This is a genomic window from endosymbiont of Lamellibrachia barhami, from assembly GCF_011947365.2.
In the GTDB taxonomy this organism is placed as follows: Bacteria; Pseudomonadota; Gammaproteobacteria; order Chromatiales; family Chromatiaceae; genus QGON01.
This window is the reverse complement of sequence record NZ_JAAVSH020000001.1, coordinates 891,001-909,198: the sequence shown is the minus strand read 5'-3', so window position 1 is coordinate 909,198 and position 18,198 is coordinate 891,001. Positions and strand designations below refer to the sequence as shown.

Sequence of the window (18,198 nt, the reverse complement as noted above, 5' to 3'; positions counted from 1 at the left end):
TCAGCCGCCCGGCAGAGAGATACCCGTCACCTTTTTATAGAGTGAAACTGCATATGAATCGGTCATGCCGCCGACGAAATCGGTCAAACGCAGCAGTCGGGTATAAGCATCTTCCGCCGGTTTTCTAGCGGGACCGATAAACTGATCCGGCACCAGAAGAATCATCATCTGGCTGCGGGGACTCGCCTGCAGACCATGTTCGGCGACATCATCCACAACCTGAACAAAGCGCTCCAGCAGTTCGCTGATCACCTGAAAACCCGCCACCTCGATCTCTATCACCTCCGGCGCGTTGTAAATCTTCTCCACCGCCACCTCGATCAACTGGTTCATCTCCTCCCGCTTGGGTATAACACTCAGGAGAGGCTGGTCGAATCTGCCGGCCAGGATGTCATCCTCATAATCCAGAAAACAGGACATCGACTGACCGATCGCCTGATTGATCACCTTGGCGCGCAGAAACTCGATCTTCTCCTTGTTCCCGCTGATGCCGCGCAGCCGTTTCTCCTGCCGTTCAGGTTCAGAAAGCACATGTAGGAAAAGCCCCAGTGCCTCGTCGAAGGTAAGGTGCCCCAGACGGTAACCGTCTTCAATATCGATCACCCGATAGCAGATGTCGTCCGCCGCTTCCACCAAAAAAGCCAGCGGATGGCGGTGCCAGATCGCCAATATCGGATCCCGCCTTATCAGCCCCGTATTCTCCACCACGGTTTCAAACAGTTCCCGGTCCGCGGCGGTAAAACCCGGTTTTTTGGCACTGACCCCATCAAAGCGCCCTTTGCCAATACAGGATTCACGGGGATATTTACTGAATGCCGCCAAGGTGGCGCTCGTCAACTGCAGGCCACCGGCATTGTCACGGTTCTGCAAACGTGAAAGCACACGAAACCCCTGGGCATTACCTTCAAAATTGAGGAAATCCTCCCGCTGACTGCCATGCAGTACCCCAACCCGCCCTTTGCCGTAATCCCCCGTCTCGGCCCACAGACGGATCGCATCCTCGCCTGAGTGGCCGAAAGGCGGATTGCCGATATCATGGGCCAGACAGGCCGCAGCGCATATATCGCCAAAATCGGAAGCCTCGGCGGAGGCCAAACCATGCCGGGTTATGATCTGCTCTCCAACCAACGTCCCCAGAGAACGGCCCACACTGGAAGATTCCAGACTATGGGTCAGGCGGGTCCTGACATAGTCGATCTTCGACAGTGGAAAGATCTGCGTTTTGTCCTGCATACGCCGGAATGCGGAGGAGAAGACAATCCGGTCGAGATCCCGCTGGTAGTCGGTGCGGGCAGTCGTCTCGGAGGGTTCATCGCTTGATCCGAGGCGTTTGCGGGAGAGCAGTTGCGGCCAGTTCATCGCCATACTAGTGGGCCATACGGAGAGTAAGGAAACAGATTTTATTCATTCGCGGTGTCTGCCAAGGCGCAAGACCGCCGCTGTAGCCATTCTACAGCCAGCGTCTTGCAACGACGGCAGGCGCCGCGAAGGGATGAAAGCTGTGAACTTATTTTTCGCATGGCCCACTAGCCCCTATTCCCAACCGATGATTTCGTAACCGCGTTCACTCAGGCAGCGCTGCACAAACCGCTTGAAGGTGGGGTTGAGTTCCGCAGACTGAAAGGCTCCGCCGACAGCTCCCGTTGCCGCACCCGCCGCCGCACCCGCGACTGCCCGCTCTCCCGCATCGCCACGAAACAGCCCCCACACTCCGGAAGCGATACCGCCGACAACAGCGCCTTTGGCAGCCTTCTTTCCAACCTCGCCATCCCGGTTCTCACTCACGCCGGAATCTTGGGCCAAAGCCATGCAGGCCTCGGTATCCTGTTGCGACTGACTCTTTCCCACAGTTTTCATATGATCATTGGGATAGAAGACCGGACGTTTTGGTCCAGATGCGCAACCGGCCAGCGTCAAAGCAAGAACAACAGACATGGCAAGCATTGCTGGTCGAAATGATCGCATTCTTCTCATCAGGCACGTCCCTATGGGGGGTCAGGAAAATTCAAGGTGATGATGAAATATACTGGAACACGGCACAAGTCGCCATCAAATCGGATTCCATCCGGCATCGCACCGGCTGTGTCAGAAGAACTGGAATATGGCACAATGCCGCAGAATTTGTCCAACCACGAGTGACTGTCTCATGAACTCCGTTCGCACGACTTTTCTGCTGTTATCCCTATTGCTGAGCGCTGGCTGCACCACCATCTACTACGACACTATGGAAAAAGTGGGCGTCCACAAACGTGACATTCTCGTAGATCGGGTGGAGTCAGCCCGTGACGCCCAGACTGAGGCCCAGGAGCAGTTCAAATCAGCCCTGGAACAGTTCGCCTCTGTCATCGAGGTTGAAGAGACAGACCTGAAATCGGCCTATGAAAAACTGAACGACGAATTCGAAGAGAGCCAGTCCGCCGCTGAGGACGTCTCCAGTCGCATCGATAAGGTGGAATCGGTGGCAGATGCCCTCTTCGATGAGTGGCAGGAGGAGTTGGATCTCTATCAGAGTAAAAACCTCAAAGCCGCCAGCACCAAAAAACTGCAGACCACCAAAAAGCGCTACGGCCAGATGCTCAACTCGATGCACCAGGCCGAACGAACCATGCAGCCAATCCTCGACAGCTTTCGTGACAACGTACTCTTTCTCAAACACAACCTGAATGCACAAACCATCGGCGCCCTGCGTGGCGAGTTCAGCAATCTGAAGTCCGATATCGGGAGGCTTATCAAGCGGATGAACCAATCCATAGCGCGCTCGAACAGTTTCATCGAGTCACTTCAGCAGCCTTAACACCCTCTCTTCATCAACAACGGAGTTCGGCCAATATGGAACTCTCAAACATAAAGCAGATTGAAGACGCCACCCGTTTCGGCCGTCCCGAACTCTTCCGTCTCGGCATCGGCATCATATTCATCGCATGCGTGATGCTCTTTACCGATTTCCGCTTTGGTAATACCGCCGACACCACCATGTTGATCGTGGCAGCGATGATCGGCGGCTATATGGCGATGAACATCGGAGCCAACGACGTTGCCAACAATGTCGGGCCGGCGGTGGGTTCAAAGGCGCTGACACTGACCGGCGCTATCATACTCGCCGTAGTCTTTGAGGGCGCTGGTGCATTGATCGCCGGCGGCGACGTGGTGGACACTATCAAGAAGGGCATTATCGACCCCTCCCTGATTGCCGACAAGGACACTTTCATCTGGATTATGATGGCGGCCCTGCTGGCCGGAGCAGTCTGGCTCAACATCGCCACTGCAATGGGTGCACCTGTCTCCACCACCCACTCCATCGTCGGCGGCGTACTGGGTGCGGGCATTGCCGCCGGCGGGATCGATATCGCCAACTGGAACAAGGTGGCAACCATCTCCGCCAGTTGGGTCATCTCCCCGGTTCTGGGTGGCCTGATTGCCGCCGGTTTCCTCTACCTCATCAAACGCACGATAACCTACCAGAGCGACATGACCCGTGCCGCCAAAAGAATGGTGCCACTGCTGGTCGCACTTATGGTAATGGCCTTCTCAACCTATCTCATACTCAAAGGGCTGAAGAAAGTCTGGAAGGTTGATTTCCAGACGGCCGCGATGACGGGTCTTTTCTTTGCGACTGCGATCTATCTTCTTGTCCGTCCTGTCATCGAAAAAACCGCAGACCGCCTGCCTAACAGCAAAATCGGCGTCAACAGTCTATTCACAGCCCCACTGATCTTCGCTGCCGCCCTGCTCAGCTTCGCCCACGGCGCCAATGACGTTGCTAATGCTGTTGGACCACTCGCGGCTATCAACGAGGCAATTTCCGGATCCGGAATTGTCCAAAAGGCTGCAGTTCCTCTCTGGGTGATGATGGTGGGCGCTTTCGGTATCGCCTTGGGACTGGCGCTCTATGGCCCTAAGCTGATCAAGACAGTGGGTTCCGAAATCACAGAGCTGGACCAGATGCGGGCCTTCTGCATCGCCATGGCGGCTGCCATCACGGTCATCATCGCCACCCAGTTTGGCCTGCCGGTGAGTTCCACCCATATTGCCGTTGGTGCAGTATTCGGCGTCGGCTTTCTGCGAGAGTTTCTGAAGGCCACCTATGCCCGTACAGTGGAAGAGATCATGAGCCATCACGATGGACAGGACCAAGTGGTCGTTGAGGCATTTCTTGAGGAGTTCCGCCGTGCCTCGATCTCCCGGAAGGGAGAGATGCTGACACAGCTCAAGGCACACTCCGCCGAAGCCGACCTCACCAAGAAAGAGCGTAAAGGCCTGCGCAAGATCTATCGTCAGCAACTTGTAAAGCGATCAGCCCTGTTGAAGATCGTCGCCGCCTGGTTGATTACCGTGCCGGTATCCGGCTTGCTCGCAGCAACACTCTTCTACGCTATCAAGGGCTTTATGCTTCCCTAAGGAGCCTCTCTGCGGTAGACGTAATAGTCTCAGAGGCCTGTCGGGTCTGCTTTGACCACCACGTCATCCGGCGGCGGAAATTTTTTCACCAATCCGTTGGGCAGTTCAGCCTTGGCAGCCATGAATATACCACTGGACTCCAGCACAAAGCAGACCATCACTGTGAGCAGGGCAGGTACGATTGCGACACGAAAGAAAGCGTCCGCCATGATCGCACCCTTACTGTCCCCGGAAGTTGCCATTGTGGTCAAGCCGATGATGGTGCCGGTAATCACATATCCGACCAATAAAATTTTGGTGCGGCTTGCCGCCAGCCGCCAATGTGCAGCCACGAACCAGGGATCCTGCTTCTCTGCCCTGCTCGCACGAATCCAGAAAAACACGATAATCAGCAGTGAGACCGAGAGCGGTATCAGCAATCCCGGTTTGCCCATGAAGACAAATGAAGCGGGAGCAGCCAGCAGATGTATCCCAGCCAGATTCAGCATGAAAATATCATGGGGGTTTTTGGCCCGCTTACGATCAGACTCATCGATCTCGAACAGCATAAACCCTCTCAGATCAACCGGATTATTCCAGACAGGAAACAAGATGAATTCTGCATGATGACACGAGTATCGTCGTTGATATTACGCAACCTGCGGCTGTTCGACAGACACGTTTGCCGCTTTCCGCAAAAAGCCTATTGACCTGCCCCAAAAAACCCTTAAACTACCGCGCTTCTTCTTTAGGAGCGGTAGTTCAGTTGGTTAGAATACCGGCCTGTCACGCCGGTGGTCGCGGGTTCGAGTCCCGTCCGCTCCGCCATTTTCCCTGTCCGGGCCAAGCCAACTGAAATCCGGCAAAGCCCCATTCCCAAAATCACTCCGCCAGGCCCAGTGGGTCATTAGGATCGATACCTTCCATGAACGGGTATTTCCGCTCCTGATGAGTGATCTGGTAAACCTTGCCGATCCAGTTGCCCAAGACTGCCTCAGCCGTATCGTGCCAGGTATTGTGGATGGAATCGCTGATCAACGCTTCCGGAAACTCGGGTGGTTCGCCTCCATCATCGAGTGCAGTCAACAGACGATCATGATATTCGCAGAGAATCGCCTTGTCCCTGGCGTGTAGATAGTTGTCAGGAAAGGGCGGGAAATCCACCCTTTCACCAGCAATAAAGTGCTTCACTTCGCGCTTGTACTCTTTGAAGAGGCTGATGGTGTCATACTCGGGATGACCCTGAAAATAGACCACGCGAAAGCCATCCTCACTGACAGCGAGATGCACCCCACCTTCATCGCTCTCCACAAGCACTTTTAAGCCCGCCGATTCAAACTGATCACGGGTTATCTCATTGAAGCGGGAGTGAGGAACATCGAAAAGGGTGTTGACATCGTTGACCAGCGGATGAGTCCGGTCGACCACCCTGTGGCCATACACGCCCCAAAGCTTGTCTCCCATATGCCGCCGTTTCTGGCCATGACGAAACTCCATCACCGCATGGGTTGCCAGGCATGAACAGAGCATGGATGTGACATTCTCATGAGCCCAGTCGACCACCTCGATCAACGGTTTCCAGAACGGTTCCTGAGAGAGGTTGGGATGGGTGACGTTGGCTCCGGTAATAATCAGGGCATCCAACCCCTCTTCCTTTAGCTGCTCGAAAGATTCATAGTACTGGCCGATATGTTCGCGAGCCTTTTCATCCCGGGGCAATCCTTCCAACGTAAAGGGGTGAATGTAGAACTGCGCAATCTGATTCGCCTCTCCAACGAGACGAAAAAACTGCCGTTCAGTGGCGCCAAGCGCCGCATCCGGCATCATATTGAGCAGACCGATGTGTAGTTCCCGGATGTACTGTTTCGCCGCTCGTTCGGGAAGTAAAACCGTCTGTCCCTCCTGCTGCAGGCGCTGGAAGGTAGGCAGTGATGAGTGTGCGACCAATGGCATGAAGGACTCCTCAAACACTTGGTGAATTACGTTCAATCACACCTTCAAGCATGGCCAAAAAATCATCGACATTCTGGACCTGAGCAAGCTCGTCAGTGGTTACTGTGTAGCCATAATCCTGTGCAATTGCCTCATACCGGGGAATGCGGCTACGAAACAGTTTGGGAAAGACCCAGCGCACGAATTTAATGGGTTCGATCATCGCCACATAGGGCAGATCCTGTTCCTGCAAGTAGAGATCGAGCTGCTCATCAAGAAAGTTCTCCCGATAGTAGAGTGGCTTGGGATCATGCACAGCCCGCTCGATCAGCGCGGTCTCATCACGCTCCGAAGCCTGAATGTAGAGTATCAGCGTATGCTCGGAGAGCAGTTCGATGATGCCCGGTTCGTCCAACTCACACAGACTGCCCCCTACATCGTTGATGAAATGGCGATACCCATAAATCCGTTGTGCCTTGCGGATAAATCCGGGCACATCCCTCATGGCCGCAATCTCCGCCTCGCGATGCAGATTCTGACGCCGTTTGAATTCACCCAACGGCATACCGCCAAGCTCAGGATTACCCAGCATACCCAGAAAGATCGAAACCGGCTTGAGATGATCGACAGTGATATTATTGCGAATATAGATAGAGTCGGAACGAAGCAGATCCCGCAACACAGGCACCTGCATCGCCTGCTCCTTGATATGATCGAGAATCGGCTCATCCAGATAATGGGTGCCAATCCGGTAATCTCCCGAATAGTGAAACCAGTCACTGTCACGCAGGATATTGGACAGACGCGTCTTTCCAACGCCTGACATCCCCATCAGCGTCACGCACTTGTGCTCCCATGTACGGAAGTCACCTACACTCAGTTTCACTGCAACAACACTCCTAAAGAAATCCGGCTTGATGCCGATACCCAGCTAGTCGATCGATTCTACGAGGGTAGACGAAGGGTGCCAAGCTGAGAACGCTTCACTGTGCCTTATATTATCGCCTGAAAAAACCGATTACTCCGTTTCAACCTCGATCATCTGGCCGTTTACTACAAATTTGACTGCAACAGGATTTCACATGAACCAATTGGAGTTAAGTGACCTCAGCGTCATTCTGGTCGAGCCTTCGTTGACTCAGAGGCATATCATCGATGGCTATCTCTCTGACTTGGGCATCTCCAAGATTGAAATCTTGGAATCCGGTGAAGCAGCACTGGAGGCCATGCGCCGCACCCCGCCAGACCTGGTTATCAGCACACTCTACCTGCCCGATATGACCGGGACCGACCTGGTCATTACGATGCGTAACGAACCGCTACTCGTGGATACAGCCTATATCCTGATCTCAAGCGAAACCCGGTTCCGCTTTCTGGATCCGATTCGCCAAGCAGGCGCAATCGCCATTCTTCCCAAACCCTTTTCGGAAGATGACCTGAAGATTGCCTTGAAATCCACTGTAGACTATATCGAAACACCCGAAATCCATCTCGACAATATCGATACCGAATCATTAAGAATTTTAGTGGTGGATGACAGCCAGATGGCGCGAAACCATATTCGCAGACTGCTGGAAGCCATGGGCATGGAGCAGATCACCGAGGCGAAAAATGGCTCCGAGGGGGCACAACTGGTCAATGACCACTATTTTGACCTCGTCATCACCGACTACAATATGCCGGAGATGAATGGGCAGGAGTTTATCGACTATATCCGAAACAACAGCTTACAGCCGACCATGCCCATATTGATGATCACGAGCGAGTCTAACCAAAGCCGTCTTGCTGCCGTGCAGCAATCAGGCGTTTCCGCCATCTGCGATAAACCTTTCGAACCCATCATTCTCAAGCGTTATCTGGAAAAAACGCTGGCAGACGATATTAATTGAGCATTACGACAAAAAACTTAATCTAAGGCATTGTAAAATAATAGAAATATGAGGTCATCCACCTGTTCCTGCAAGCAAATGCTATTTTTTGTTTCGAGTGGGGTTTATCCTGACCCCAGGCTTCCATTTACAGAAATCCACAGTATTGTTGTTTGATCATGAAATGGTCGCATGGGCAACACCTGATTTGTGATTTTAATTCTGCTAGGGTATTGCCTGAAACTGCTCATCAGGTAAAGTTGGGTTTACACTACTTTTCAATGAGTTGGCAATGAGGTTAGACTAAGCGATGCTCCAAGTTCTCATCATCGATGATCAATCCATCAGCCGGATGATACTGGAGGAGCTCACCCGTTCAATCGAACCGGACGTCACCACGCAATCCTTTGCCAACCCGGTCTCTGCGCTGGAGTGGGCCAAACACAACCAGTTCGATCTTGTCATTACCGATTTCAAAATGCCGCAGATGGATGGCGTGGAGTTTATCCAATGGCTGAGAAAAATCCCCTCCTGCAGCGATATCCCCGTTGTGATCATCACTTGTGTCGAGGATAAGTCGGTGCGATACCGCGCACTCGAGTCAGGCGCAACCGATTTCCTGACAAAACCGATTGACCATACCGAATGCAGGGCCAGGTGCCACAATCTGCTGACGATTCGTCGTCAACAGCAGATTATCAAGGACCGTGCCTCCTGGCTGGAACGTGAGATCAGGGATACCACCGAGGAGTTGCATCTGCGCGAGCAGGAGACTCTCCTGCGCTTGGCGAAAGCAGGGGAGTTCCGCGATCAGGAAACCGGGAATCATGTACTGAGAATGTCTCAATACAGCGAGATCATTGCCGAAGAGATCGGCATGTCCAAAGGTGAGTGCCATCTGATCAGGCACGCCGCCCCCATGCACGATATCGGAAAAATCGCCATCCCGGACGCGATCCTGCGGAAGACAGGCGCCCTGGCAGCCGATGAGTGGCAAATTATGCAGGGCCACTCACAGGCAGGACATGACATCTTACGTGAGAGCCCTTCCAAATATCTGCAGATGGGCGCGATTATCGCCCTCCATCACCATGAGCACTTTGATGGCAGCGGCTATCCACACGGAAAAAAAGGAGATAGAATCCCAATAGAGGCGCGCATCGTAGCTGTTGCCGATGTTTTCGATGCCTTGATTTCGGAAAGACCTTATAAGCAGGCATGGAGCATAAACGAAGCATTGGCCTATCTGAAGCAGGAGAAAGGCCGCCATTTCGACCCAGACTGTCTGGGAGCATTTCTCGCACGCTTTGGGAGAATCATCGAGATTCACAAATCACTCGACGATGCTCCGAAACAGGCCACAGGCTCAGGAGCCTCTGAATGAATCTGTGTGTGCAGAATTGTGAAATAGAATTTTACTATGCGAGGCGGAAAATGCGGGCAATAGGCGGCCAATTGCCAAAATTTTCAACGCCGCAGAGGGGATTTTCTTCAACGATTCCATGCACCTCACCCCTTCGAGGGTGGCAAGAGAAACGGCTCCCGACCGTTTTTTGGGCCACAAGACTGCCGTCCATACTTCGTTCAGCAGCTCCTTAATGCCAAGGAAAGCAATATGCGAAATCAGCCCACATTCCACAGCAAACGTCCTTTCTGTTTCAATCAGTTCCCCGATTTTGAAATCGAGCATTCAGGCATTCGCCTGCTGGTCGCCCTACCGCTTTTTTCCTGGCTGGTTATTCAGACCTACCTCAACCACACCGGCTCCGAACTATCTCCACCGTTGATCCTTGCGACTGGTTACGTTGTTTTTGCCGCCTCCATGTTGCTCTTTATTATTAACGACCCACACCCCTCGTCTTCCCGGCGGATTGCCGGCATCATTGCCGATGTTGCCTTTCTCTCCTGCCTCACTTTTTTCAGCGGCAAAAATGGTCTGTTTCTGCTATTTCTCTATCCACTGCTCATCAGCAGCAATGGATTTCGGTTTGGCGCCTCCTATCTCTACTCCACCCTCTCGGCCACTATTCTCGGCCTCGGTGCCGTACTGATTACGAGCAGCTTCTGGTCTCAGCATTTAATACAGGGAATAGGCGCCTTAGCTGGAATAACCGGCATCTCTCTCTACCTTGCATCCATCATTAAGTCTGTGGGAAGCGATAGTTGGGATCCATTGGATTCTGCAGAGATCACCACGAAAGAAGTACTTCCGGAGACTCCGCAAGATATAGGCATGGAGAGTGCCCAGAACACTGCAGATCTTGCATCCCTTTACGCAGAATCCACACCAGAAGCCGAGTCAAGTGCACACAGCGAAAATCGCAAGGTACTACTGCTTTCCAGGAATCTGACCAATGCGGAGCGCCTCAGTACCTATCTCAATGACTGGAATCATGCGTTCGAGACGAGTCAGAACAGCATGCAGGCCTTCAACCGATTGATGGTGAACGCCGACACCCAGGGCGTTCAACCCTTTGATATCCTGTTGGTGGATCAGCGTCAGTTGGAATTGGATCCGCTACAGATCGCTGCGGCCATTTCCGAAGAGCCAGCGCTGGCCAATACTTCCCTGTTTTTCCTTGGCCCAAAACAGCCTGAGCAATATCGCCAACAACTTCTCCAGGCCGGCTATTCACAGATCCTTGAGACACCACTCAACAAATCCATTCTGTTCGCAGCCCTGCGTGCCAACCCAGAGATTCAGGATAGTGAAAAGAGCGTTGTCAGCCTGATCAGCCGTCTTAACCTCAAAGCCTCCTCTCTCCCACCGCAAGAGATCCTGGTTGCCGAAAATAATCCTGTCGACCGGAGCAGCATCGAACGCGCGTTGAAACAGGAGGGCCATCGGGTCTACGCAGTCGAAAATGGAGAACAGGCGCTGGATGCGCTCGAGAGCCACCATTTCGACCTGGCGATTGTCAATCTCTCCATGCCGGTCATGAGCGGCATTCAGGTCATCAAACTCCACCATTTCACCCACTCCATGCGCAGATGGATGCCGTTTGTAGTGATAACAGACGAGAACTCCCCCGCAACAATCAGGGAGTGCGAAAGCGCAGAAGCCGATGCCTGCATCTTCAAACCCATTCAACAAAACGAGTTGGTTAAAACAGTCACTGCGGTTATCTCGTCCGATCAGGAAAAAAACAGAGAAAGTGCAACTGCAATACTTGAAGGCGGTGTCACCACCCGTTTCCATAACGCCGACACACTGGATGTCAGCGTTCTGAAAAATCTCGAAATACTCGGGAACGATCCGCAGTTCATCTCCAATCTGATTACAACCTTCACTCTCGATAGCGAAAGAACCCTGCAACAGATGGATCAGGCCCTTGCCGATAACGACAGTGAACTCTTTAAAGACCTCGCTCATCTGTTCGTGGACAGCGCAGGACACTTAGGGGCATTCGCCCTCTATGAATACAGCCTCAGCGCATCACGTATACATTCTTCCGAATTCGATGCTCATGGAGCCAACATCCTGCAGGAGATGCGCGCCACCTTCACCCGCACCAGTGACGCACTCATGCAGTTTCTCTCCAAGGACGATGAAACCAGCTCCTATCTCAGCTAATCTTTCGGCCGCTGATTAATGCCAAAACGACAGATTGACCCAAAGGTTCAGCCATTTGGCTCGGACGCGCTGAAACTGACAGAAAAAAGACTCAACCGTTTCTTTACCCGTGAGTATCAGGAACAGTTGGAGCATCCGGAAAAACTCTCCGATAAATTAATCCAAATCGCCTCTCACGGCCCCATGTGGGAAACTACAAGTCATCTGATGGCACAGCATTACGACGCGCCAGAGGCTTTTTTTCGCAGTTTTCTGGATAGCGAATACCTGGCCTATTCCATGGCGTTCTACAGCGAAAACGGTGCTACAGCCGCGACGATAGAAATATCACTGGAAGAGGCGCAGAGAAATAAATTCAAAACCATCTGCAAACGAGCAAGACTCCAGGGTGATGAACAGATTCTGAACATCGGCTGTGGCTTCGGCTCTTTCGAGCGCTATCTAATAGAAAACTATCCGCAACTTCAGATTACTTCGATCACAGCCAGCGCAACACAGAGCAGTTACATCAACAGAGCAAGAAACAATCCGGCACATCCCCTCTCATCAAAACGCTTCAAACTCATCACGGGTGATTTCGCAGATCTCACCAAAGAGACGCTTGGGATTGGAAAATTTGACAAGGTTTTTTCCATTGGTGTTCTTGAACATGCGAGAAACCTCGCGGAATTATTTAAAAAAACAGCAATTTTAACCAAACCTGGCGGCTACGCGTTCCACCATCTGATTGTTTCCCGCATCCCTATCCCCCGTTTTCTCACCCCCGAAAAAACACTGGTTGGAGACTATTTTCCAGGGGGGAGAATCTGGCCTTACGACCTGATTGCCAAACAAGAAAGTGGTTTCTCCCTGGAACAGGGCTGGTTTGTCAATGGGATGAACTACTGGCGCACGCTGAATCAGTGGCACGAACGTTTCTGGAGTAACATGGATAACGTCAGCCAAGATGAGCTTTCAACGGACGATATCCAGTACTGGAACGACTACTTCTCCCTCTGCAAAGCCTGCTTTGCCCCGATGGAGGGTGAAGTATTCGGCAATGGCCAGTTTCTCTTCAAGAAGACCTGAGATGCGCCTGCATCCTTTGTTACTGAAAGGCACGCACGGCAAGCACCGCGTTCAACCCACCAAAAGCGAAAGAGTTACTGAGTGCTACATCAATGGACCCAAACCTCACTTCATTGGGCACATAATCCAGATCACATCCATCACCCGCTTCAGTAAAATTCACTGTTGGCGGTATGAACCCTTCCTTCACAGACAATACCGTCGCCACCAGTTCAAGCCCACCCGCAGCACCCAACGCATGTCCATGCATCGATTTCGTTGAACTCACTGCCAAAGAAGCGGCGTTTTCCTTGAAGACCTTTCTGATTGCAGCCGTTTCAGTAACATCATTTGCCTGTGTCGCGGTGCCGTGGGCATTGATGTATTGCACATCCGCCGGACTCAATTGCGCATCCTGCAGGCACAACCCGATGGTTCTTGCCGCGCCATCCACTGAAGGATCAGTAATATGCCCCGCATCCGATGACATGCCGAAACCCGCTAATTCAGCATAGATGTCTGCACCCCTTGCCTTGGCGTGACGTTCTGATTCAAGAACAAGGATACCTGCCCCTTCCCCGAGCACCATGCCGGATCTGTCCTTGGAAAATGGCCTGCATGTATCCTTTGACAGCACCCGCAGCATATCCCAGGACTTTAACAGTCCACAGGTGAATGGCGCATCGGTGCCACCCGCGATTGCAACGTCAACCAAACCATGCCGTATCATCAACGCTGCCTGAGCAATGGCATGTCCGGACGAGGAACAGGCGCTCGTTACGGAAAACACCGGCCCTTTGATCTTCATTTGCAGACTGACTTGGCTTGCTGCCGCACTCGGCATTCCTTTTGGTATCGTCAGTGGATGTACACGTGATCGCCCATCACGATAGAGCTGGGAATAAGTGGTCTCATCCGTCTCCTTTCCGCCGCAACCAGTACCGATAATCGCAGCAGCATTCTCATATTGCCCGGCCGTTAACCCAGAATCAGTCAAGGCTTCTTTTGTTGCAATCAAGGCAAACTGTGAAAAACGATCGAGATAGGGCAATAGCGCCTCGTCGAGAAAATCGACCGCCTTGAAATGAGGTACTTGAGCACCAATGACCACCCGCAAACCACTGCAGTCTATTTTTTCGAGATTACGAATGCCGGCAGTTCCCGCAAGCAATGCCGAGCGAAACGGCTCAACGCCCACACCAAGCGCGGAAACAGATCCCAACCCGGTAATAACAATACGTTCGCCCACAGGACTTACTTATCCGCAAGCAGGCTGCCAATGCCGTCCACGATGTCGCCAACCGTTTCCAGTTTTTCAAGTTCAGCATTAGGTATCTCGACGTCGAAGGCCTCCTCGACCTCATAGACAATCGTGATTGCGTCCAGTGATGAGACACCTAAATCCTGAAGACGTGATTCACGCTTGATGCTGGCTGTATCCAGCTGCTTTTGTGTGGCGATCGCCGATATTACGACTGTTTCAATATCCAGACTCATCTTTCTGATTACCTTTACTAATACCAACCATAGGCGAATTAGAGGCCATGATCGAAAAATGCCTCAATGTCGTGTCCTGAAACAATCGCCGCGAAGAGATACAAAGCAAATATGAATTAATTATTTCACATCGAAATGCAGAATAAATATTGTTGTTCGTTATAATATCAGTGTTTCTTCGCATTCTCTGGCATAGGCTTGGAATATGCTTTTACACGATCATTCAACCCCAAAAGGAGGAAACACGCATACCATCAATCAGACACTCCAATATAGGAACGATACCCCAAACTCCAGGCTATCGGCCTATTGACCAACTCTATCCGACCAAATCCCGCACAACGATATTATACAAGTTATGCAGTCTATTAAAGGCATTTATCAATTTCTAAAACGCATATTTGTAAGCAGAGAAAACTCTGAGCAGGAGCAGGCGCTTGTCCGCATCCTCCTGTCATCCGCCGTGCTTGTCTATCTGATATTTTCAGGGCCGACCAATCTGCCCCTGCAGCACCCCCGAACACTGACCACGATCCTGATATCCAGTTTTCTCTTTTTTTCCATTGGAATTTTCATTACCACGTTGATTTGGAGGGGAATATCCCATCCACGCCGCATCATCAGCATCGTGTCGGATATTGCTGGTTTCAGCATCGTATCAAGTTTTACCGGCGACCTCCTTGCACCTTGGGTCTGGCTTTATCTATGGGTGACGTTCGGCAACGGGTTTCGCTACGGAGAGAGGTATCTCCATTTTTCCACAGTCCTTTCCGTCGTTGGTTTCAGTATCGTCATTGCCACCAATGAATTCTGGCACTCCCATATAAGCCTGGGGTTGGGCCTGCTTGTGTCTTTTCTGGTATTGCCGGGATATGCCGCAGTACTCATCAGACGCATTCATAAAGAACGTAAACGCGCTGAGGACGCCAACAGGGCAAAAAGTGATTTTCTCGCCCGCATGAGCCATGAAATCAGAACCCCTCTAAACGGAATCATTGGTATCAGTGAGCTACTGAAGTGCTCCGATCTTCCCGCAGAAGAGCGTGAGTATGCCGATGCCATCGCCAATTCAGGCCAAATACTTTTCATGCTCATTGAGGACATACTTGACTTTTCCAAGATTGAAGCAGGAAAACTCATCCTCGAACAGACACAATTTGATCTGCATGAGCTGATTACTCACACCGTGCGCATGCTATCTCCGCAGGCGCAACAGAGAAATATACGTTTGATCAACAATATCAGCCTTGAAATTCCTCACCTACTCATAGGCGACCCTTTACATCTGCGCCAGATTTTGATCAATCTGATCGGCAATGCAATCAAATTCACACCTACGGGAACCGTAGAGATACGCTGCCAATTAACTCATCTCATTGAAGAACAGGCTTTGATCCATTTCGAGGTCATAGACAGTGGAATTGGTATTCCGCAAGAGAAGCAGGCGACCATCTTCGATAAGTTCAACCAAGCTGATGAAAGCACCACCCGACGTTTTGGTGGTAGTGGCCTCGGAACCGCCATCGCCAAGCAACTGGTCGAGTTGATGGGCGGACGGATTGGGTTGGAAAGCACACCTGACGTCGGCACGACATTCTGGCTCGATATCGAATTCAAATCCAGTTCAACCCCTGCCAAAGCCGGCATAGACACGCAATTGGAAAACTGCCGGGTAATCCGACTCTGTGAAAAGACCGGCGTAAAGACCATAACCGGAAATTACCTTCGAGAGTGGGGAGTCTCTTTTCAGGATGTCCAGAGTTCACGGGAGATGTTTCGGCTCATACTTGGAGAAAACCATCAGCAGGCACCCTATCAACTTTTAATTATCGATCAAGTCCCTGTGGATGAGCAGATGCAGGAACTGCTTGAATCCTTCCGTGACGAACTTGCACTGGACAGTTTCGACATTTTGATTGTACTGCCCGATGGCGTGCCAACGCTCCCAATGGGCGAGGTTACCAGACTTATATCAACCATCCCCTCTCCCGTTGACAAATCCATGCTCTTCAACGCACTACATGCCGCCCATGCTAACCGGGCTGAACAAGGGCATATCGTAGACTTGAAGGCGAAAGCTGCAAACAGCTTGGGCAACTCAAAAAAGCAGCGCATTCTTGTCGGCGAGGACAACTCGACAAATCGAATGGTGGTGGGAAGAATGCTCGAGCTTGCAGGACACCAATTCAAACTTGTCGAAAACGGTCAGGAGGTACTCGATGCCTTGGAGAGCGCACCATTCGATCTTGCCATTGTCGATATGCAGATGCCGGTTCTCGGTGGACTCGATGCTTTCAAGATGTACAGGTTCGCCAATGGAGTGGATGCAAACGTCCCATTTGTCATGTTAACCGCCAACGCCACACTGGAAGCCAGGCAGGAGTGTGAAGATGCCGGTATTCAATTTTTCCTGACAAAACCCGTTTCTTCAGCGAAACTCCTGGACACCATTGCTCAAGCCACTCATACAGGGTCAGAAAAAACAGCTTCCATTAAATTGAGTTCGATAGCACAGTCCCAATCTGCGGATGCCGTTCCTGCCGTCATAGATCGCAGGGTGCTTGATGAGGTCATCAACCTGGGTCAGGACAACGACTTCCTCGAACGCTTGGTAGACAATTTTCTGCGCGACGGTCGGCAGCTGATCAGTGCAATGAGCACAGCACTCTCTGCCAACAACCCCGCCGATTTCAAAGACTCGGCCCACGCCATGAAGGGAACCGCTGCCTATCTTGGTCTGCAGGAACTCACCAGTGCTTCAACTGATGCCAATCAAGTGGACGACTTGGCGCTCAACAACAGGGGAGCGCATACGCTGACGTCCATTGAAGAGGCATTCAGCCGCGCAGAATCAATCCTGCAACAGGAACTGTTAACACGCTCGGTAACTGGAGATAAACGTTCTCAGCCCACAGCCTGACACATCAAATCTTCTTTTACTCCCCAACGCCGTTCTTGGGCACGTAACAGATAGTCCATGAGTCGCAGGTTTTTCTTACTCAGCCCCATCGCTGCGTCGACCCACATCGTGGTGATTTTCATCAACTCTTCATAGGTAACCGGATTAAACTGGTCCATGATCTTATCTAGACAGACAAATCCGGCTGAACGATTCTGCTGGTACTTTATATAGTTGTTGACCGCCTCCTCACCCTTGCCATCTGGAGCAACCACATCAACAAGCCCCAGCTCATACAGTTCCCGCGCCGTGTAGACTTTGCCGGAAGCAATCACACGTTTTGCCATTGCAGGCGCCATGCGCCTGGCGAGAAAACTGAAGGCGCCCATCCCCGGAAAGAGACCGAAAACTGTCTCCGGAAAACCAAAAGTTGCGCTCTCCTCGGCAATCAATACGTTGGTGGAAAGCGCAGCCTCAAAGCCACCTCCCAGCGCCTCTCCCTGCACCAGGGAAATTGTCGTAAATGGCAGGCCATAACCGATCGATGAAGGATAGAGAATATCGATACAGGATTTTGCATATGCCATCAGGGATTCACGGTCTTGGTGCTCAATCAGGTCGATAAAATAAGCCAAGTCACCCCCCAGATTGAAAACTCCCGGGGTCGCCGAACTCAATACCTGATACCGTAAACGATTTTCGTCACCGGTATTATGTCCGTAGCTGGCATATTCACGAATCAGCTGCTGTACCTTGGCAACATCATCCAGTAATCCCTTACTCATGCAGGGGCGTCCTGGATATTGTAACTTCGCCCAAACCGCGCTGTACTCAGGTTCATATTTAACTTCAACATGATCATATGAGTTGTTAAGACGGAGTTGAGATTGCAGTTTATTCATCATCGTTCATCCCCTAATAATATTATGGTGTAGAGTAATTGTTCCAAGTCGCCGCCCAAATTGAAATCCCTCTCGGAATGCTGAAAAATCACAGATCACATA

General features: G+C 51.6%; 15 protein-coding genes and 1 tRNA gene. 8 read left to right on the top strand and 8 right to left on the bottom strand.

All coding sequences use genetic code 11. The features are described from left to right. Entirely contained in the window at window positions 1-1,359 is a 1,359-nt protein-coding gene (gene dgt / locus G9Q73_RS04055; RefSeq protein ID WP_177418667.1) for a dGTP triphosphohydrolase, read from the bottom strand. 174 nt (window positions 1,360-1,533) lie between these two features. Beyond that, on the bottom strand, window positions 1,534-1,935 hold the full coding sequence (locus G9Q73_RS04050) for a hypothetical protein (RefSeq protein WP_177418666.1): 402 nt from the start codon (window positions 1,933-1,935) through the stop codon (window positions 1,534-1,536). Window positions 1,936-2,146: 211 nt separating this feature from the next. Between G9Q73_RS04050 and G9Q73_RS04045 the strand changes: the two genes are divergently transcribed. Together G9Q73_RS04045 and G9Q73_RS04040 are read left to right on the top strand one after the other, a co-directional pair. Further along, the gene (locus G9Q73_RS04045) at window positions 2,147-2,794 is read left to right on the top strand and encodes a DUF2959 domain-containing protein (RefSeq protein ID WP_246344990.1); all 648 of its coding nucleotides are present in this window, start codon (window positions 2,147-2,149) and stop codon (window positions 2,792-2,794) included. A gap of 35 nt (window positions 2,795-2,829) precedes the next feature. Next, window positions 2,830-4,398, top strand: a complete 1,569-nt coding sequence (locus G9Q73_RS04040) for an inorganic phosphate transporter (protein WP_177418665.1) — start codon at window positions 2,830-2,832, stop codon at window positions 4,396-4,398. Window positions 4,399-4,427: 29 nt separating this feature from the next. On the opposite strand, the gene G9Q73_RS04035 is transcribed toward G9Q73_RS04040, so the two are convergent. Then, window positions 4,428-4,946, bottom strand: coding sequence for a hypothetical protein (locus tag G9Q73_RS04035; protein ID WP_177418664.1), 519 nt, complete (start codon window positions 4,944-4,946; stop codon window positions 4,428-4,430). A gap of 182 nt (window positions 4,947-5,128) precedes the next feature. On the opposite strand from G9Q73_RS04035, the gene G9Q73_RS04030 reads away from it, so the two are divergent. Next, a tRNA-Asp gene (locus G9Q73_RS04030) sits at window positions 5,129-5,205 on the top strand. A gap of 54 nt (window positions 5,206-5,259) precedes the next feature. On the opposite strand, the gene metA is transcribed toward G9Q73_RS04030, so the two are convergent. Further along, entirely contained in the window at window positions 5,260-6,330 is a 1,071-nt protein-coding gene (metA, locus tag G9Q73_RS04025) for a homoserine O-succinyltransferase MetA (protein WP_177418663.1), read from the bottom strand. A 10-nt stretch (window positions 6,331-6,340) separates the two neighbouring features. Beyond that, window positions 6,341-7,195, bottom strand: coding sequence for an ATPase (locus tag G9Q73_RS04020; RefSeq protein ID WP_177418662.1), 855 nt, complete (start codon window positions 7,193-7,195; stop codon window positions 6,341-6,343). Between the two features lie 196 nt (window positions 7,196-7,391). On the opposite strand from G9Q73_RS04020, the gene G9Q73_RS04015 reads away from it, so the two are divergent. The 4 genes from G9Q73_RS04015 to G9Q73_RS04000 all read left to right on the top strand — a co-directional run bounded on the left by G9Q73_RS04015 (window position 7,392) and on the right by G9Q73_RS04000 (window position 12,819). Continuing rightward, window positions 7,392-8,198, top strand: a complete 807-nt coding sequence (locus G9Q73_RS04015) for a response regulator (RefSeq protein ID WP_177418661.1) — start codon at window positions 7,392-7,394, stop codon at window positions 8,196-8,198. Between the two features lie 289 nt (window positions 8,199-8,487). Then, window positions 8,488-9,561, top strand: coding sequence for an HD domain-containing phosphohydrolase (locus G9Q73_RS04010; RefSeq protein ID WP_177418660.1), 1,074 nt, complete (start codon window positions 8,488-8,490; stop codon window positions 9,559-9,561). Between the two features lie 231 nt (window positions 9,562-9,792). Continuing rightward, the gene (locus tag G9Q73_RS04005) at window positions 9,793-11,751 is read left to right on the top strand and encodes a response regulator (protein ID WP_177418659.1); all 1,959 of its coding nucleotides are present in this window, start codon (window positions 9,793-9,795) and stop codon (window positions 11,749-11,751) included. Window positions 11,752-11,769: 18 nt separating this feature from the next. Further along, on the top strand, window positions 11,770-12,819 hold the full coding sequence (locus G9Q73_RS04000; protein ID WP_246344988.1) for an SAM-dependent methyltransferase: 1,050 nt from the start codon (window positions 11,770-11,772) through the stop codon (window positions 12,817-12,819). Window positions 12,820-12,838: 19 nt separating this feature from the next. Here G9Q73_RS04000 and G9Q73_RS03995 read toward each other — a convergent pair whose 3' ends face one another. Together G9Q73_RS03995 and G9Q73_RS03990 are read right to left on the bottom strand one after the other, a co-directional pair. Beyond that, window positions 12,839-14,047 carry a beta-ketoacyl-[acyl-carrier-protein] synthase family protein gene (locus G9Q73_RS03995; RefSeq protein ID WP_177418658.1) on the bottom strand — a complete coding sequence of 403 codons (1,209 nt, stop codon included), beginning with the start codon at window positions 14,045-14,047 and terminating at the stop codon, window positions 12,839-12,841. A 5-nt stretch (window positions 14,048-14,052) separates the two neighbouring features. Next, window positions 14,053-14,295 (bottom strand): acyl carrier protein, encoded by a 243-nt coding sequence (locus G9Q73_RS03990; RefSeq protein WP_177418657.1) that lies wholly within the window; start codon window positions 14,293-14,295, stop codon window positions 14,053-14,055. Window positions 14,296-14,653: 358 nt separating this feature from the next. Here G9Q73_RS03990 and G9Q73_RS03985 point away from each other — a divergent pair, with 358 nt between their 5' ends. Beyond that, window positions 14,654-17,215: an ATP-binding protein gene (locus G9Q73_RS03985; RefSeq protein WP_177418656.1), complete on the top strand. Its 2,562-nt coding sequence runs from the start codon at window positions 14,654-14,656 to the stop codon at window positions 17,213-17,215. On the opposite strand, the gene G9Q73_RS03980 is transcribed toward G9Q73_RS03985, so the two are convergent. Next, window positions 17,200-18,096 (bottom strand): crotonase/enoyl-CoA hydratase family protein, encoded by an 897-nt coding sequence (locus G9Q73_RS03980; RefSeq protein ID WP_177421236.1) that lies wholly within the window; start codon window positions 18,094-18,096, stop codon window positions 17,200-17,202. The two genes, G9Q73_RS03985 and G9Q73_RS03980, sit on opposite strands and share 16 nt — an antisense overlap. Window positions 18,097-18,198 lie beyond the last annotated feature (102 nt).

Bases quoted from the DNA above. Each gene is read 5' to 3' on its own strand.
- G9Q73_RS04000 (WP_246344988.1), top strand. From the start codon at position 11,770: ATGCCAAAACGACAGATTGACCCAAAGGTTCAGCCATTTGGCTCGGAC.
- G9Q73_RS03990 (WP_177418657.1), bottom strand. From the start codon at position 14,295: ATGAGTCTGGATATTGAAACAGTCGTAATATCGGCGATCGCCACACAA.
- G9Q73_RS03980 (WP_177421236.1), bottom strand. From the start codon at position 18,096: ATGAATAAACTGCAATCTCAACTCCGTCTTAACAACTCATATGATCAT.
- G9Q73_RS04050 (WP_177418666.1), bottom strand. From the start codon at position 1,935: ATGTCTGTTGTTCTTGCTTTGACGCTGGCCGGTTGCGCATCTGGACCA.
- G9Q73_RS04040 (WP_177418665.1), top strand. From the start codon at position 2,830: ATGGAACTCTCAAACATAAAGCAGATTGAAGACGCCACCCGTTTCGGC.
- G9Q73_RS04005 (WP_177418659.1), top strand. From the start codon at position 9,793: ATGCGAAATCAGCCCACATTCCACAGCAAACGTCCTTTCTGTTTCAAT.
- G9Q73_RS04010 (WP_177418660.1), top strand. From the start codon at position 8,488: ATGCTCCAAGTTCTCATCATCGATGATCAATCCATCAGCCGGATGATA.
- dgt (WP_177418667.1), bottom strand. From the start codon at position 1,359: ATGAACTGGCCGCAACTGCTCTCCCGCAAACGCCTCGGATCAAGCGAT.
- metA (WP_177418663.1), bottom strand. From the start codon at position 6,330: ATGCCATTGGTCGCACACTCATCACTGCCTACCTTCCAGCGCCTGCAG.
- G9Q73_RS04015 (WP_177418661.1), top strand. From the start codon at position 7,392: ATGAACCAATTGGAGTTAAGTGACCTCAGCGTCATTCTGGTCGAGCCT.
- G9Q73_RS04045 (WP_246344990.1), top strand. From the start codon at position 2,147: ATGAACTCCGTTCGCACGACTTTTCTGCTGTTATCCCTATTGCTGAGC.
- G9Q73_RS03985 (WP_177418656.1), top strand. From the start codon at position 14,654: ATGCAGTCTATTAAAGGCATTTATCAATTTCTAAAACGCATATTTGTA.
- G9Q73_RS04035 (WP_177418664.1), bottom strand. From the start codon at position 4,946: ATGCTGTTCGAGATCGATGAGTCTGATCGTAAGCGGGCCAAAAACCCC.